The organism is Streptomyces sp. Ru71 (genome assembly GCF_002920535.1).
Classification (GTDB): Bacteria; Actinomycetota; Actinomycetes; order Streptomycetales; family Streptomycetaceae; genus Streptomyces.
The window spans coordinates 1-14,875 of the sequence record NZ_PQSS01000012.1 but is presented as its reverse complement, the minus strand read 5'-3'; the positions used below and the strand labels follow the sequence as shown (position 1 = coordinate 14,875).

Below are 14,875 nucleotides of genomic sequence, written 5' to 3'. Positions count from 1 at the left end.
AGTCTGTGGTCTGTACGGGGGCCTGGGGGTCGGCGGGGCCCCTTGTGGTTCAGGGGCCCCGCCGGACTCCCGTCAGACCTCTTCGACGCTGCTCGGCTCGCGCCGGGACAGGTCGATACCGAGCTCCTCCGCTGCGCGGAAGACGTCCTCGTCGGTGTCGCGCATCTCGATGGACATGCCGTCCGAGGACAGCACCTCCACGTTGAGGCACAGGGACTGCATTTCCTTGATGAGCACCTTGAAGGACTCGGGAATGCCGGGCTCAGGGATGTTCTCGCCCTTGACGATGGCCTCGTAGACCTTCACGCGGCCGGTGACGTCGTCGGACTTGATGGTCAGCAGCTCCTGGAGGGCGTACGCGGCGCCGTAGGCCTCAAGGGCCCACACCTCCATCTCACCGAAGCGCTGGCCACCGAACTGGGCCTTACCACCCAGCGGCTGCTGGGTGATCATCGAGTACGGACCGGTCGAACGGGCGTGCAGCTTGTCGTCGACCAGGTGGTGCAGCTTGAGGATGTACATGTAGCCGACCGAGATCGGGTCCGGGAACGGCTCACCGCTACGGCCGTCGAACAGCCGCGCCTTGCCGGACGGAAGCACCATGCGCTCGCCGTCGCGGTTCGGGATGGTGTGCTGCAGCAGACCCGCCAGCTCGTCCTCACGGGCACCGTCGAACACCGGGGTGGCGACGTTGGTGCCGGGCTCCACCTTGTCGGCGCCGATGGCCTGCAGGCGCTGGGCCCACTCGTCCGCCAGGCCGGAGACGTCCCAGCCGCGGCTGGCGAGCCAGCCGAGGTGGATCTCCAGGACCTGTCCCGGGTTCATTCGGGACGGCACACCCAGCGGGTTGAGGATGATGTCGACCGGGGTGCCGTCCTCCAGGAACGGCATGTCCTCGATCGGCAGGATCTTGGAGATGACACCCTTGTTGCCGTGACGGCCGGCGAGCTTGTCACCGTCGGTGATCTTGCGCTTCTGCGCCACGTACACGCGCACGAGCTGGTTCACACCGGGGGGAAGCTCGTCGCCCTCCTCGCGGTCGAAGACGCGCACGCCGATGACCTTGCCGGTCTCGCCGTGCGGCACCTTCAGCGAGGTGTCACGGACCTCACGGGCCTTCTCACCGAAGATCGCGCGCAGCAGGCGCTCCTCCGGCGTCAGCTCGGTCTCACCCTTGGGCGTGACCTTGCCGACCAGGATGTCACCGGCGATGACCTCGGCACCGATGCGGATGATGCCGCGCTCGTCGAGGTCGGCGAGGACCTCCTCGGAGACGTTCGGGATGTCCCGGGTGATCTCCTCGGGGCCGAGCTTGGTGTCACGGGCGTCGACCTCGTGCTCCTCGATGTGGATCGAGGAGAGGACGTCGTCCTGCACGAGGCGCTGCGACAGGATGATCGCGTCCTCGTAGTTGTGACCCTCCCACGGCATGAACGCCACGAGCAGGTTCTTGCCCAGCGCCATCTCGCCGTTCTGGGTGGCCGGACCGTCGGCGAGGACCTGGCCCTCGATGACGCGGTCGCCCTCGTTGACGATGACCTTCTGGTTGACCGAGGTGCCCTGGTTGGAGCGGGCGAACTTGGCCAGGCGGTACGTGATGTACGTGCCGTCGTCGTTGGCGGTGGTGATGTAGTCCGCGGAGACCTCCTGGACCACACCGGCCTTCTCGGCCTTGACCACGTCGCCGGCGTCGACCGCGGAGCGGTACTCCATGCCGGTGCCGACGAGCGGCGCCTCGGACTTAATCAGCGGCACGGCCTGGCGCATCATGTTCGCGCCCATGAGGGCACGGTTGGCGTCGTCGTGCTCAAGGAAGGGGATCATGGCCGTCGCGACCGACACCATCTGGCGCGGCGAGACGTCCATGTAGTCCACGTCCTCGGGGCCGACGTAGTCGACCTCGCCGCCACGGCGGCGGACCAGCACGCGGGCCTCGGCGAACCGGAGGTCGTCCGTCAGCGTGGCGTTGGCCTGCGCGATGACGAAGCGGTCCTCCTCGTCGGCGGTCAGGTAGTCGACCTCGTCGGTGACCTGGCCGTCGATGACCTTGCGGTACGGGGTCTCGACGAAACCGAACGCGTTGACCCGGCCGTAGGAGGCGAGCGAGCCGATCAGACCGATGTTCGGGCCTTCCGGCGTCTCGATCGGGCACATACGGCCGTAGTGCGACGGGTGCACGTCACGGACCTCGAAGCCGGCCCGCTCACGGGAGAGACCACCCGGGCCAAGCGCCGACAGACGGCGCTTGTGGGTGAGACCCGACAGCGGGTTGTTCTGGTCCATGAACTGCGACAGCTGGCTGGTGCCGAAGAACTCCTTGATGGAGGCGACGACCGGCCGGATGTTGATCAGGGTCTGCGGCGTGATCGCCTCGACGTCCTGGGTCGTCATCCGCTCGCGGACGACACGCTCCATACGCGCCAGACCCGTACGGACCTGGTTCTGGATGAGCTCGCCGACGCTGCGCAGGCGGCGGTTGCCGAAGTGGTCGATGTCGTCGGTCTCGACGACGATCGTCTGACCGCTGTCGCCGACCGTCTCGGTCTCGCCCGCGTGCAGCTTCACCAGGTACTTGATCGTCGAGATGATGTCCTCGACGGTCAGGATGCCCGCGTCGAGCGGGGCGTCCGCACCCAGCTTCTTGTTGACCTTGTAGCGGCCGACCTTGGCCAGGTCGTAGCGCTTGGGGTTGAAGTAGAGGTTCTCCAGCAGCGTCTGCGCGGCCTCACGCGTGGGGGGCTCGCCCGGACGCAGCTTGCGGTAGATGTCGAGCAGCGCGTCGTCCTGGCCCTGGGTGTGGTCCTTCTCCAGGGTGGCGCGCATGGACTCGTACTCGCCGAACTCCTCCAGGATCTGCTCGGTGGTCCAGCCGAGGGCCTTGAGGAGGACGGTCACGGACTGCTTGCGCTTGCGGTCGATGCGCACACCGACCATGTCGCGCTTGTCGATCTCCATCTCCAGCCAGGCACCCCGGGACGGGATGATCTTGGCGGAGAAGATGTCCTTGTCGGACGTCTTGTCGATGGAGGAGTCGAAGTAGACACCGGGGGAACGGACCAGCTGCGACACCACGACACGCTCGGTGCCGTTGATGACGAAGGTGCCCTTGTTCGTCATGAGCGGGAAGTCGCCCATGAAGACCGTCTGGGACTTGATCTCGCCGGTCTCGTTGTTGGTGAACTCGGCGGTGACGAAGAGTGGGGCCGCGTACGTGAAGTCGCGCTCCTTGCACTCGTCGATCGAGTTCTTCGGCGGCTCGAAGCGGTGGTCACGGAAGGTCAGCGACATCGACCCCGAGAAGTCCTCGATCGGGGAGATCTCCTCGAAGATCTCCTCCAGACCGGACTTGGTGGGGACGTCCTGACCGTTCTCGAGGGCCTCCTCGACGCGAGCCTTCCACGCGTCGTTGCCGAGCAGCCAGTCGAAGCTCTCGGTTTGCAGCGCGAGAAGGTTCGGAACCTCGAGGGGCTCCTTGATCTTTGCAAAGGAGATGCGCAGCGGGGCGGTGCTGGCAGCGTTGTTCGTATTCGCGGTCGAGGCGTTGCGCGAGGCGGCCAAGAGGGGGTCCTTCCGAGGGCTCGGACTCACTACGCGCGTACCGGCCCCTCCCCCGTACACAGAGACAGGCAGTGTCCGATCCGACCAAAGGGCCAGGTCAGAGACGATCTGTCGGTCAGTGTTCGAGTGAGGGCAGACCCCTGGTGACGGGCAGGGGACAGCTAACAGGCAGCGCAAAGGGTCAGTGTAGCCACTTGGCACACTGATGTCCAGTCCCGCATTTCGGAGACCTCACTCTTCTCAACGCCTGCGGCATGCCTGCCCTCAACGCACGTTGATACTGCCCTCTTCGTCGTCGATCCATGCCTCGGATTCGGATCCTTGTGACGACGCGTCCTGAGAATTGCGCGCTGCGTGCGGTTCGTCAAGGCCCCCCTTGCCCGAACCGGGGCGGCCGAGACACGACGAAGATCACCTTACCCCTCACGAACACAGGTGCAAGGCAGCCCGGGCCGTCCCCCGGGGAACGCCGAAGGGCGACCACCCGGATGGATGATCGCCCTTCGGTGCGTTCGCGTTACAGCCCCAGGGGGACGTTCTCACGTCCTGGACCCCAGAAGGCCGTCTCAGCGGTCGCGAAGGTCTTACTTGACCTCGACGGAGGCGCCGGCGCCCTCAAGGGCCTCCTTGGCCTTGTCGGCGGCTTCCTTGTTGACCTTCTCAAGAACCGGCTTCGGGGTGCCGTCGACGAGGTCCTTGGCCTCCTTCAGACCCAGCGAGGTCAGCTCACGCACGACCTTGATGACCTGGATCTTCTTGTCGCCGGCGCCGGTGAGGATGACGTCGAACTCGTCCTTCTCCTCGGCGGCCTCGGCGGCGGCGCCACCAGCGGCACCACCGGCGACGACGACCGGCGCGGCAGCGGCGGCGGTGACGTCGAACTTCTCCTCGAAGGCCTTCACGAACTCGGAGAGCTCGATGAGGGTCATCTCCTCGAACTGGGCAAGCAGCTCGTCCTGGGTGAGCTTCGCCATGATGGCGGTCCTTCCACTCGATCGGCAGGTGCCGGATGTACTGGGTGAGGCGGGCGTACGTTGGCCCGCTAAGACCCTCGCCTCACGTCAGGCGAGGATCGAAAAGCGAGCCGAATTACTCGGCACCGCCCTGCTCGTCCTGCTTGGCGCGCAGCGCGTCCACGGTGCGGACGAGCTTCGACGGCAGCGCCTGGAAGACGGAGGCAGCCTGGGACTGCTTCCCCTTGAAGGCACCGGCCAGCTTGGAGAGCAGAACCTCGCGGGACTCAAGGTCCGCAAGCTTCTTGATCTCGTCGGCGGTGAGGGCCTTGCCCTCAAGCACACCGCCCTTGATGACGAGATTCGGGTTGTCCTTGGCGAAGTCACGGAGACCCTTCGCCGACTCCACCGGGTCACCGGTGATGAAGGCGACGGCCGTCGGACCAGCGAACTGGTCGTCCAGCGTCGTGATCCCGGCCTCGTTGGCCGCAATCTTGGTCAGCGTGTTCTTCACCACGGCGTACTGGGCGTTCTCACCGAGCGAGCGGCGCAGCGTCTTGAGCTGCGCCACGGTGAGACCGCGGTACTCGGTCAGCACGGCGGCGTTGGAGTTGCGGAACTTGTCCGTCAGCTCGGCAACCGCGGCAGCCTTGTCGGGCCTCGCCATAGAGCCTCGGCCTCCTTCCGGGTGATTCGGACCGCGCGGACCCGAAGGAGGACTGGGGAAAACGAAACGCCCCGGCGCAGGCGCACGGGGCGGACTCGACCGGCAGCACACATGTGCGGGCACACACGCACTCCGGGAGTTCTTCCACTGTCACCTGCGCGGGTCGCCCGCATTTTCAGCGGATCCTTCGGCCACCGGCCCCTTTGTTGGGGCACGGCAACGACCAGCGGTCTTTGGCTTCTGTAGGAGAGTACGGGAACGGGGCGCCGTCGAGCAAATCCGCCCGTAAGGGGGATCAGCTCCGCATGGCCTCCTCCATCGCCTTCTTCATCATCTCCGCCAGATCGGCGACGTCCTTGGCGGGCGGGGCGGTCACCGTCACCGGCTTGTTGACGTCGAGGAACGTCACGGTCATGTCGAGCGGGCCCTTGTCGGCGTCGCCGCGCATGCGGAACTGCTTGGTGTGCTGCTCACCGTCGATCCACATGTCCATGGTGAGCCTGTCGACGCCGAGCTCCTCGTACGACTTGAGGCTCTCCTCGCGCTCCTTGCGGCCGGCCTCGTCCTGGCCGGCCAGGGACGCCTTGATGTCCGCCGGCGTGACCGTGCCGGCGTAGTGCGTCGTGCTCACACCGTCGATCTTCTCGGTGCCGACTTTCTTCACGTCCTTGGAGCCGGCGAGGAACGTGGACTCCGCCGCCGGGTTCTGCTGCGCCTGGCCGGCCGCCCCGAGCTCCTCCAGCTCCTTGGTGCTCTTGGACATGTCGAACTTGACCCAGGTCTTGCCGTCCAGCTCCTTCGCGGCGTCCTCGCCGCCGTTGAAGAACAGCGCCTTGTCGACGAGCCGTATCTCCACGTCGCCGGCGTCCTCGCCGCCCTCGACCGACATCTTCATGCTCATGGCGAGGGGCTTCAGGTTCATCGCCGCCTCGCCGTGCATCTTCCCCTCGCCCGCGACCGTGCCCCTCACGCGGTAGCGGAGCGAGGTGATGGCGTCGGCGTTCTTCGAGGCCGCGGCGACGGCCGCGGCCGGGGACATCTCCGGCGACTTCCCGTCGCTCTTGCCGCACCCGACGGCCCCGGTGAGCAGCAGCGCGGCCAGCGAGGCAGCGGATATCGCAGAAGACTTCTTCATGGTTTCCCCCCACACAAGACACAGCTGCCACACGGCAGCCTTGTGAGGGTAACGGTAAGAGCCCGGTAAGACGCGGGGTTTTTCAGCTACTCGTGGGGCCCATGAGGTCGGCGAAATCCTTCGTGTCGGCCGCCGGTGGCCGCTGTACGGCGACCCGGACGCCGTAGTCGTCGTAGGTCGCCGTCTGGGTCATCACACCGGTGCTCATCTCGGCCTTCTCGGTCTTCTTCACCAGCAGGTCGTGCTCGTCCACCCAGAGGTCGATGTGCTCACCGGTCACCCCGGCGTCGGTCAGCTGCTTCTTCAGGGCCGCGTCGGTGAGGGCGGCGACGTCGACGGTGCCCCGGTAGTGCCGGGTGCGGCGGCCGGCGACGGTCTCCTCGCCCATCGCGCGGGCGTCGCCGGCGGCCAGCAGCAGCTTCAAGGGCGGCACGGGGGCGGTGTTGCGCAGCTGGTCGCGCAGATGGCTGCCGGAGTCGTCGGGCAGCTCGGCGAGGTCGTCGTAGGCGTAGCGGATCCAGTGGCGGCCGCCGATGCGCCGGGCGAACTCGGCGCCCACCCGTGCGTAGTAGGCCTCGGGCAGCAGCCGCGCCTCCATGGTGGTGGAGCCCAGCGCCCGCAGCGGCTCGGCGAGGCTGCCGCCGGTGTAGGTGATGCTGAGCGTGCCGGTGGACTCGCCGGCCCAGTCCAGGGCGCCCTCGCTGCGCGTGGAGAGCAGGCCGGCCATGACGGTGGTGGATCGGATCCGGGCGGAACCGGCCCGGGCGGTGGCCCGCTCGACGCCCCGCAGGGCGGCCGCCGTACGGACGTCGAGGCTGGGCGACGCGGTGGGACGCGGCGGGCCGTCGTCGCCGCCGCAGCCCGTCACCGTGCTCAGTACGGCCGTCAGCAGGACCGGCACCATCCCCCGTCGGATGCTCCTCATCCGTCTCCCCTCCGCTCCCCCGCGATCTTTCACGCTAACCCGCCGGGGACGGCTTCGGGAACGGAACGGCCCGGCAGCCGGGGAGCGCGGACACGGGAACGGGAACGGGCCCCGCCCCCTGCGAGCAGGGTGCGGGGCCCGTGACCGACTTCGGTGAGCGTCAGGCTCAGACCGCGGCCGGGTCCTCCTCGACGAGGAGGTTGCGGGTGCGGTTCGGGTCGACCGGGATGCCGGGGCCCATGGTGGTGCTGACCGCGGCCTTCTTGATGTAGCGACCCTTGGCGGCGGACGGCTTCAGACGGAGGATCTCCTCCAGGGCCGCGCCGTAGTTCTCCACCAGCTTGGCGTCGTCGAAGGACGCCTTGCCGATGATGAAGTGCAGGTTCGCGTGCTTGTCGACACGGAACTCGATCTTGCCGCCCTTGATGTCGGTGACGGCCTTGGCCACGTCGGGGGTGACGGTGCCGGTCTTCGGGTTCGGCATCAGACCACGCGGACCGAGCACGCGGCCGAGGCGGCCGACCTTGCCCATGAGGTCCGGGGTGGCGACGACGGCGTCGAAGTCCAGACGGCCCTTCGCGACCTCGTCGATCAGTTCGTCGGAGCCGACGATGTCGGCGCCCGCGGCCTCCGCGGCCGCAGCACGGTCACCGGTCGCGAAGACCAGGACCCGGGCGGTCTTGCCGGTGCCGTGCGGCAGGTTCACGGTGCCACGGACCATCTGGTCGGCCTTGCGCGGGTCGACACCCAGACGGAAGGCGACCTCGACGGTGGCGTCGAACTTGGTCGTGGAGGTCTCCTTGGCGAGACGGACGGCTTCGAGCGGGGCGTACAGCTTCTCCCGGTCGACCTGGGCGTCCGCAGCCTTGAGAGCCTTGCTGCGCTTGCTCACGTGATGCTCCTGTGTGTGCTTAGGAGTTGTGGTGCGGGCCGAGCAGGCCCTTCCACTTCTGCTGGTGGGTGGGGTCAGCCCTCGACCGTGACGCCCATGGAACGGGCGGTGCCGGCGATGATCTTCTCGGCGGCGTCCAGGTCGTTGGCGTTGAGGTCGGGCATCTTGGTGGTGGCGATCTCGCGGACCTGGTCGCGGGTGATCTTGGCGACCTTGGTCTTGTGCGGCTCGCCGGAGCCCTTCTCAACGCCCGCGGCCTTGAGGATCATCTTGGCGGCCGGCGGGGTCTTGGTGATGAAGGTGAAGGAACGGTCCTCGTAGACCGTGATCTCCACCGGGATGACCCAGCCACGCTGCGACTCGGTCGCGGCGTTGTAGGCCTTGCAGAACTCCATGATGTTGACGCCGTGCTGACCCAGCGCGGGGCCGACCGGCGGGGCCGGGTTGGCGGCGCCGGCCTGGATCTGGAGCTTGATGAGCCCCGTGACCTTCTTCTTCTTGGGAGGCATGGCTCTCCGGGTCCTTTCACTTCGGGTCCATGCCTGCCTCCGGGGACCACCCGGACGCAGGCATACCGCACAACGATAACGGGTATGGATGTGCGGCCAAAAACCGTGCAGGTCAGGCGGTCGCCGGAGCGTTCGCCTGACCTGCGCGGAAGCGGTACGTCCAGAAAGAACTAGTTCTTCTGGATCTGGTCGAAGGAGAGCTCGACCGGCGTCTCGCGGCCGAAGATCTCCACCAGGCCCTTGACCTTCTTGGAGTCGGGGTTGATCTCGTTGATCGTGGCCTGCAGCGTGGCGAACGGGCCGTCGGTGACGGTGACCGAGTCGCCGACCTCGAAGTCCAGTACCTGGACCTCGACCTTGCGCTGCGGGGCCGGCTTGCCCTCGGCCTCGGCGGCCTCGCGGGCGGCCTTCTCCTCGGCCTCCGGGGCGAGCATCTTCACGATCTCGTCCAGCGACAGCGGGTACGGGTCGTAGGCGTTGCCCACGAAGCCGGTGACGCCGGGCGTGTTGCGGACGACGCCCCAGGACTCGTTCGTCAGGTCCATCCGGACGAGGACGTAACCGGGCAGCTTGTTCTGCTTGACGGTCTTGCGCTCGCCGTTCTTGATCTGGACGATCTCTTCCTCGGGCACCTCGGCCTGGTAGATGAAGTCCTCGACGTTCAGCGAGACGGCGCGCTGCTCCAGGTTGGCCTTCACGCGCTTCTCGTAACCGGCGTACGTGTGGATGACGTACCACTCGCCGGGCAGGGTGCGCAGCTCCTCGCGGAGCTTGGTGACCGGGTCGAGCTCCTCCTCGGGCTCGGCCTCCTCGGCCACGGCCTCGGTCTCGTCGCCCTCGGCCTCGCCGGCCTCGGTCTCCTCGACCTCGTCCTCCTCGTGGAGGGCGGCTTCCTCGGCGGCCTCGCCCGCCTCGGCGTCGGCAGCCTCTACCTCGTCCAGGTCCTCGTCCGCGCCCTCGACGATGTCGAGCTCGTCGTCGACCTCGACGCTCTCTCCGCGAGGCTCAACGGCGTCGTTCAGGTTCTGGTCAGACACGGTGGCTGCTTCTTCCTGGATACATAGGGGTGGAACACGCGAAAAGGGGCGCCGGATACCTCGGCGCCCTTCGCTTCTGGCTCAGCCGAAGACGTACTTGGCCGCGTGGTTGAGCCCATAGTCAATCACAGTCACCAGGGCGATCATGATGGCGACGAAGAAGATCACCACAGTCGTGTACGACGTCAGCTGGTTGCGCGTGGGCCAGACGACCTTGCGCAGCTCGGCGATGACCTGCCGATAGAAAGTGGCCAGGCGCTTGAGCGGACCCTTCTTGGCCCGCTTGCCGCCCTTGCGGGTCTTCTTCCGGCTCTCCGCCGCCTCGTCCTGGGCGTCAGGCGTGTCGATGGAGCCCACGGCATCCGCCATTCGTCCTCACCTGGTCCCGGGTCGTGGCCGTGCCGCGCCCGGTCTGAGCCGCACGGCGGTGCATTGCTGTACGTACATGCGCACACATCCTGGCGAAGGTGTGTGTAGCAGGGCCGGAGGGACTTGAACCCCCAACCGCCGGTTTTGGAGACCGGTGCTCTACCAATTGAGCTACGACCCTTTGTTGGTGTGTCCCCCAACGTACCGCATCCGCCCGGATGCTTGGTGTGCACCGGTTGCGGCGGCGGCTGGTGAAGGCCAACGAGGTGAGAGTGTACGTGGTCCGGAGCGCACAGTCGAACGGAAAGTGGCCACGGGGGTGGTTGGTTCTGATGTTCGCGACCGGACAGGCGCCGACAGACACCGGGCGGGCGCCGGTCGTGCCCGACGTTCCGTCAGGCGTTCGGTGGATGCCCACTCCGTGAAACCAGCGTGCCGCGCGCGTTTCGGGTCTGAAAGCATGGGCCGTATGAGCGCTGCAATCCCTCCCACCGAGCGCCGGGTCTCGGCCCGCATCGGCGCGATCTCCGAGTCCGCCACCCTCGCCGTGGACGCCAAGGCCAAGGCCCTGAAGGCCGCCGGGCGCCCGGTGATCGGCTTCGGCGCCGGTGAGCCCGACTTCCCGACTCCGGACTACATCGTCGAGGCGGCCGTCGAGGCCTGCAAGAACCCCAAGTACCACCGCTACACCCCGGCCGGCGGCCTGCCCGAGCTGAAGGCCGCCATCGCCGCGAAGACGCTGCGCGACTCCGGCTACGAGGTCGACGCCTCCCAGGTCCTGGTGACCAACGGCGGCAAGCAGGCGATCTACGAGGCGTTCGCCGCGATCCTCGACCCGGGCGACGAGGTCATCGTGCCGGCGCCGTACTGGACGACGTACCCCGAGTCGATCCGGCTGGCCGGCGGCGTCCCGGTCTTCGTGACCGCCGACGAGACCACCGGCTACCGCGTCTCCGTCGAGCAGCTGGAGGCCGCGCGCACCGAGAAGACGAAGGTCGTCCTCTTCGTCTCCCCGTCCAACCCGACCGGCGCGGTCTACTCCGAGCACGAGACCGAGGCCATCGGCCGCTGGGCCCACGAGCACGGCCTGTGGGTGCTCACCGACGAGATCTACGAGCACCTGGTCTACGGCGGTGCCTCCGCCGTGTCGCTGCCGGCGGTGCTGCCCGAGCTGCGCGACAAGTGCATCGTCGTCAACGGCGTGGCCAAGACGTACGCCATGACCGGCTGGCGCGTGGGCTGGATCATCGGCCCGAAGGACGTCGTCAAGGCCGCGACCAACCTGCAGTCGCACGCCACGTCCAACGTCTCCAACGTCGCCCAGGTGGCCGCGCTGGCCGCCGTCTCCGGTGACCTGGAGGCCGTCGCGAAGATGCGCGAGGCGTTCGACCGGCGCCGGAAGACCATCGTGCGGATGCTCAACGAGATCGACGGCGTGCTCTGCCCGGAGCCCGAGGGCGCCTTCTACGCCTACCCGTCGGTCAAGGCGCTGCTCGGCAAGGAGATCCGCGGCAAGCGCCCGCAGGACTCGGTCGAGCTGGCCGCGCTGATCCTGGAGGAGGCCGAGGTCGCGGTCGTCCCGGGCGAGGCCTTCGGCACGCCGGGCTACCTGCGGCTGTCGTACGCGCTCGGTGACGAGGACCTCGTCGAGGGCGTGAGCCGGATCCAGAAGCTGCTGGCGGAGGCCAGGGACTGACCTCCCCGCTGAGCTGGGCACGGGCCGTCTCCTCCGGGAGGCGGCCCGTTTCTTCGTGCGAGCAAGACCTCGATCGGGGAAAGAGCTACCGGGACGCCCGAGGCGTGCGGCAGGATCTGGGAATGGAGCGCGTACGTGATCTGTCTGCACTGCCCAAGGCCCATCTGCACCTGCACTTCACCGGCTCGATGCGGCCGGCCACCCTCCTGGAACTGGCCGACAAGCACGGCGTACGGCTGCCCGACGCGCTGACCGACGCGCTGGTCAGCGGGGAGCCGCCGCGGCTGCGGGCGACGGACGAGCGCGGCTGGTTCCGCTTCCAGCGGCTCTACGACGCCGCGCGCTCGTGCCTGCGGCAGCCGGAGGACATCCAGCGGCTGGTGCGGGAGGCGGCCGAGGAGGACCTGAAGGACGGCTCGCGCTGGCTGGAGATCCAGGTCGACCCCACCTCGTACGCCCCGCGGCTGGGCGGGCTGATCCCGGCGCTGGAGATCATCCTGGACGCGGTGGAGACCACCAGCCGGGAGACGGGGCTCGGGATGCGGGTGCTGGTCGCCGCCAACCGGATGAAGCACCCCCTGGACGCGCGCACCCTGGCCCGGCTGGCGGTGCGCTACGCCGACCGGGGCGTGGTCGGCTTCGGGCTCTCCAACGACGAGCGACGGGGCATGGCCCGCGACTTCGACCGGGCCTTCGCCATCGCCCGCGACGGCGGACTGCTGTCGGCACCCCACGGCGGCGAGCTGACCGGCCCGTCGTCGGTGCGGGACTGCCTGGACGACCTGCACGCCGACCGGCTCGGACACGGGGTGCGCGCCGCCGAGGACCCGTGGCTGATGCGGCGGCTGGCCGAGCAGGGCGTCACCTGCGAGGTGTGCCCGGCGTCCAATGTGGCGCTGGGGGTCTACGAGAAACCCGAGGACGTGCCACTGCGCACGCTGTACGAGGCGGGCGTGCCGATGGCGCTGGGCGCCGACGACCCGCTGCTGTTCGGCTCGCGGCTCGCCGCGCAGTACGAGATCGCGCGGCGGCACCACGGGTTCACCGACGAGGAGCTGGCGGAACTGGCCCGGCAGTCGCTGCGGGCGTCGGCTGCGCCGGAGGGGGTGCGGCGCGAGCTGCTGGCGGGGGTGGACGAGTGGCTGGACGACTGACGTCCGGCCCTACTGTGCGGTCATGGCGCCGATCACCATCGGCAGCGTGCTCTTGTCGAAGATGCCGCCGGCCAGGTTCTGCGGGACGGTCTTGCCGTTGACCTTCAGGGTGGGCGTGCCGGTCGCGCCCGAGGCGGTGAACGCCTTCTCGGAGGCGGTCACGAAGGCGCCGTACTTCATGCCCTTGACCGCGGCGTCGAACTGCGCGCCGCGCAGGCCCTTGACCTGGCCGGCCATCTGGAGCAGGAACGTGTCGGTGTAGCCGTCGACGCTCTCCTCGGGCTGGTGGGCGAAGAGCAGGTCGTGGAGTTCGACGAACCTGCCCTGGTCGAGGGCCGCGCGCAGGGCGTTGGCGGCCTTCTTCGAGCCCTGGCCGCCGAGGTTGGTGTCCAGGAAGCTGGCGAGGGTGTACTCGGCCCTGACCTGGCCCGAGCGGACCATCTCGCGCAGGGACTCGCCGCCGCCCCCGGTCTCGAACTGCTTGCAGACCGGGCAGCGCATGTCCTCGTACACGTGCACGACGGTCTTGGCGGTCGGGGATCCGACGCGGACGGTGGTGCCGTCGGGGGCGAGGGACTCGGGGAGGTCGGCGTCGGTGGCGTAGGTGTGGGCGGGGGCGGGGGCGGGCTGCGTCAGCTTTCCGCCGATGGGCTTGGCGTCGTCGTCGCCGCCGCCCGCTTCCGGCTTCCCGCCGCATGCCGTCGCTCCGGCTGCCAGGAGTACTGCCGCCGCCGAGAGCGCGGCGGCGGTACGGGTGCGGCGGGTGCCCTGCATGGTCGTTCCCCTCGATTTTCCTGACCGGTCGGGGTTCGACCCTATGTGATCTTTTGCTACAGGCTGACGCCCACCGTCACCGGCTCGTTGACCAGCGTGATGCCGAACGCCTCGCGGACGCCGGCGACGACCTCGCGGGCGAGGGTCAGGAGGTCCTCGGTGGTGGCCTCGCCGCGGTTGGTCAGGGCGAGGGTGTGCTTGGTGGAGATACGGGCGGGGCCGGTGCCGTAGCCCTTGGTGAAGCCGGCCTTGTCGATCAGCCAGGCGGCGGAGGTCTTGGTGTGGCCGTCGCCGGCGGGGTAGGCGGGGGGCTCGGTGTCGGCGCCGAGGCGGGCGTGGACGCGGGCGCGGAAGGCCTCGAAGGCGGTGTCCGTGAGGATCGGGTTGGTGAAGAAGGAGCCGGCGGACCAGGTGTCGTGGTCGTCGGGGTCCAGGACCATGCCCTTGCCGGCGCGCAGCTTCAGGACGGTCTCGCGGGCGTCCGCGAGGGGGACGCGGTCGCCGGGTTCCACGCCGAGGGCGCGGGCGGTCTCGGCGTAGCGGATCGGGGCGGAGAGGCCGTCGGCGTCCTCCAGCTCGAAGCGGACGCGGAGGACGACGTAGCGGTCGGGGTCCTGCTTGAAGCGGCTGTGGCGGTAGGAGAAGGCGCAGTCGGCGTTGGTGAGGGTGACCGTGCGGTGGGTGCGGCGGTCGTAGGCGATCACCTCGGTGATCGTGGCGGAGACGTCCTGGCCGTACGCGCCGACGTTCTGGATGGGGGTGGCGCCGGCGGAGCCGGGGATTCCGGCGAGGCATTCGATGCCGGCGAGGCCGGCCTCCACGGTGCGGGTGACGGCGTCGGTCCACACCTCGCCTGCGGCGAGCTCCAGGGTGGTGCCGCTCAGCTCGACACCTCGGGTGGCGATGCGGAGGGCGGTGCCGTCGAAGCCCTTGTCGCCGATGAGCAGGTTGGATCCGCCGCCGATGATCAGGAGGGGGGTGCGGTTGGCGTCGGCCTCGCGGACGGCGTCGATCACCTCGGCGTCGGTGGTCGCCGTGAGGAGGCGGGCGGCGGGGCCGCCGAGACGGAAGGTGGTCAGGGGGGGCGAGGGGGGCGTCTTGTCGTTCCTGCACGGGGGCAAGCCTATGCCTGCGGCGCTGGGTGCGGTTTCGGGTGCGGGTGCCTGCGGCGGCGTGTGCGGGTGGTGGGGGTGCGTCTCGGGTGCC

Annotated in this window: 12 protein-coding genes, 1 tRNA gene and 1 pseudogene; 2 read left to right on the top strand and 12 right to left on the bottom strand. The window is 68.6% G+C overall.

From position 1 onward, the window contains the following. Positions 1-72 precede the first annotated feature (72 nt). The 10 genes from rpoB to C3489_RS10030 form a co-directional block, all read right to left on the bottom strand. The gene (gene rpoB, locus C3489_RS10080) at positions 73-3,558 is read right to left on the bottom strand and encodes a DNA-directed RNA polymerase subunit beta (RefSeq protein WP_103781430.1); all 3,486 of its coding nucleotides are present in this window, start codon (positions 3,556-3,558) and stop codon (positions 73-75) included. 584 nt (positions 3,559-4,142) lie between these two features. Next, the gene (gene rplL / locus C3489_RS10070; RefSeq protein WP_103781429.1) at positions 4,143-4,532 is read right to left on the bottom strand and encodes a 50S ribosomal protein L7/L12; all 390 of its coding nucleotides are present in this window, start codon (positions 4,530-4,532) and stop codon (positions 4,143-4,145) included. Between the two features lie 115 nt (positions 4,533-4,647). After that, positions 4,648-5,178, bottom strand: a complete 531-nt coding sequence (rplJ, locus tag C3489_RS10065; RefSeq protein ID WP_103781428.1) for a 50S ribosomal protein L10 — start codon at positions 5,176-5,178, stop codon at positions 4,648-4,650. Positions 5,179-5,473: 295 nt separating this feature from the next. Continuing rightward, positions 5,474-6,313, bottom strand: coding sequence for an LppX_LprAFG lipoprotein (locus tag C3489_RS10060; RefSeq protein ID WP_103781427.1), 840 nt, complete (start codon positions 6,311-6,313; stop codon positions 5,474-5,476). 82 nt (positions 6,314-6,395) lie between these two features. Next, complete coding sequence (locus C3489_RS10055; protein ID WP_103781426.1) at positions 6,396-7,238, bottom strand: hypothetical protein; 843 nt, start codon at positions 7,236-7,238, stop codon at positions 6,396-6,398. A gap of 166 nt (positions 7,239-7,404) precedes the next feature. Further along, positions 7,405-8,130: a 50S ribosomal protein L1 gene (gene rplA, locus C3489_RS10050; RefSeq protein ID WP_103781425.1), complete on the bottom strand. Its 726-nt coding sequence runs from the start codon at positions 8,128-8,130 to the stop codon at positions 7,405-7,407. A 74-nt stretch (positions 8,131-8,204) separates the two neighbouring features. After that, positions 8,205-8,639, bottom strand: coding sequence for a 50S ribosomal protein L11 (gene rplK, locus C3489_RS10045; protein ID WP_006130605.1), 435 nt, complete (start codon positions 8,637-8,639; stop codon positions 8,205-8,207). A 170-nt stretch (positions 8,640-8,809) separates the two neighbouring features. Beyond that, positions 8,810-9,676: a transcription termination/antitermination protein NusG gene (gene nusG, locus C3489_RS10040; RefSeq protein WP_103781424.1), complete on the bottom strand. Its 867-nt coding sequence runs from the start codon at positions 9,674-9,676 to the stop codon at positions 8,810-8,812. An 81-nt stretch (positions 9,677-9,757) separates the two neighbouring features. Next, the gene (secE, locus tag C3489_RS10035; RefSeq protein ID WP_103781423.1) at positions 9,758-10,045 is read right to left on the bottom strand and encodes a preprotein translocase subunit SecE; all 288 of its coding nucleotides are present in this window, start codon (positions 10,043-10,045) and stop codon (positions 9,758-9,760) included. A 108-nt stretch (positions 10,046-10,153) separates the two neighbouring features. After that, a tRNA-Trp gene (locus tag C3489_RS10030) sits at positions 10,154-10,226 on the bottom strand. 288 nt (positions 10,227-10,514) lie between these two features. Between C3489_RS10030 and C3489_RS10025 the strand changes: the two genes are divergently transcribed. Beyond that, positions 10,515-11,741 (top strand): pyridoxal phosphate-dependent aminotransferase, encoded by a 1,227-nt coding sequence (locus C3489_RS10025; RefSeq protein ID WP_103781422.1) that lies wholly within the window; start codon positions 10,515-10,517, stop codon positions 11,739-11,741. 122 nt (positions 11,742-11,863) lie between these two features. Continuing rightward, positions 11,864-12,895: an adenosine deaminase gene (locus tag C3489_RS10020; RefSeq protein WP_103781421.1), complete on the top strand. Its 1,032-nt coding sequence runs from the start codon at positions 11,864-11,866 to the stop codon at positions 12,893-12,895. A gap of 9 nt (positions 12,896-12,904) precedes the next feature. Here the strand turns inward: C3489_RS10020 and C3489_RS10015 are convergent, their stop codons facing one another. Both C3489_RS10015 and C3489_RS10010 read right to left on the bottom strand, forming a co-directional pair. Further along, entirely contained in the window at positions 12,905-13,669 is a 765-nt protein-coding gene (locus tag C3489_RS10015; protein ID WP_103781420.1) for a thioredoxin domain-containing protein, read from the bottom strand. Positions 13,670-13,725: 56 nt separating this feature from the next. After that, positions 13,726-14,782, bottom strand: a pseudogene (locus C3489_RS10010) (UDP-N-acetylmuramate dehydrogenase). Positions 14,783-14,875: the final 93 nt, after the last annotated feature.

Bases quoted from the DNA above. Each gene is read 5' to 3' on its own strand.
- C3489_RS10055 (WP_103781426.1), bottom strand. From the start codon at position 7,238: ATGAGGAGCATCCGACGGGGGATGGTGCCGGTCCTGCTGACGGCCGTA.
- rplL (WP_103781429.1), bottom strand. From the start codon at position 4,532: ATGGCGAAGCTCACCCAGGACGAGCTGCTTGCCCAGTTCGAGGAGATG.
- C3489_RS10025 (WP_103781422.1), top strand. From the start codon at position 10,515: ATGAGCGCTGCAATCCCTCCCACCGAGCGCCGGGTCTCGGCCCGCATC.
- secE (WP_103781423.1), bottom strand. From the start codon at position 10,045: ATGGCGGATGCCGTGGGCTCCATCGACACGCCTGACGCCCAGGACGAG.
- C3489_RS10020 (WP_103781421.1), top strand. From the start codon at position 11,864: ATGGAGCGCGTACGTGATCTGTCTGCACTGCCCAAGGCCCATCTGCAC.
- rplJ (WP_103781428.1), bottom strand. From the start codon at position 5,178: ATGGCGAGGCCCGACAAGGCTGCCGCGGTTGCCGAGCTGACGGACAAG.
- C3489_RS10060 (WP_103781427.1), bottom strand. From the start codon at position 6,313: ATGAAGAAGTCTTCTGCGATATCCGCTGCCTCGCTGGCCGCGCTGCTG.
- rplK (WP_006130605.1), bottom strand. From the start codon at position 8,639: ATGCCTCCCAAGAAGAAGAAGGTCACGGGGCTCATCAAGCTCCAGATC.
- C3489_RS10015 (WP_103781420.1), bottom strand. From the start codon at position 13,669: ATGCAGGGCACCCGCCGCACCCGTACCGCCGCCGCGCTCTCGGCGGCG.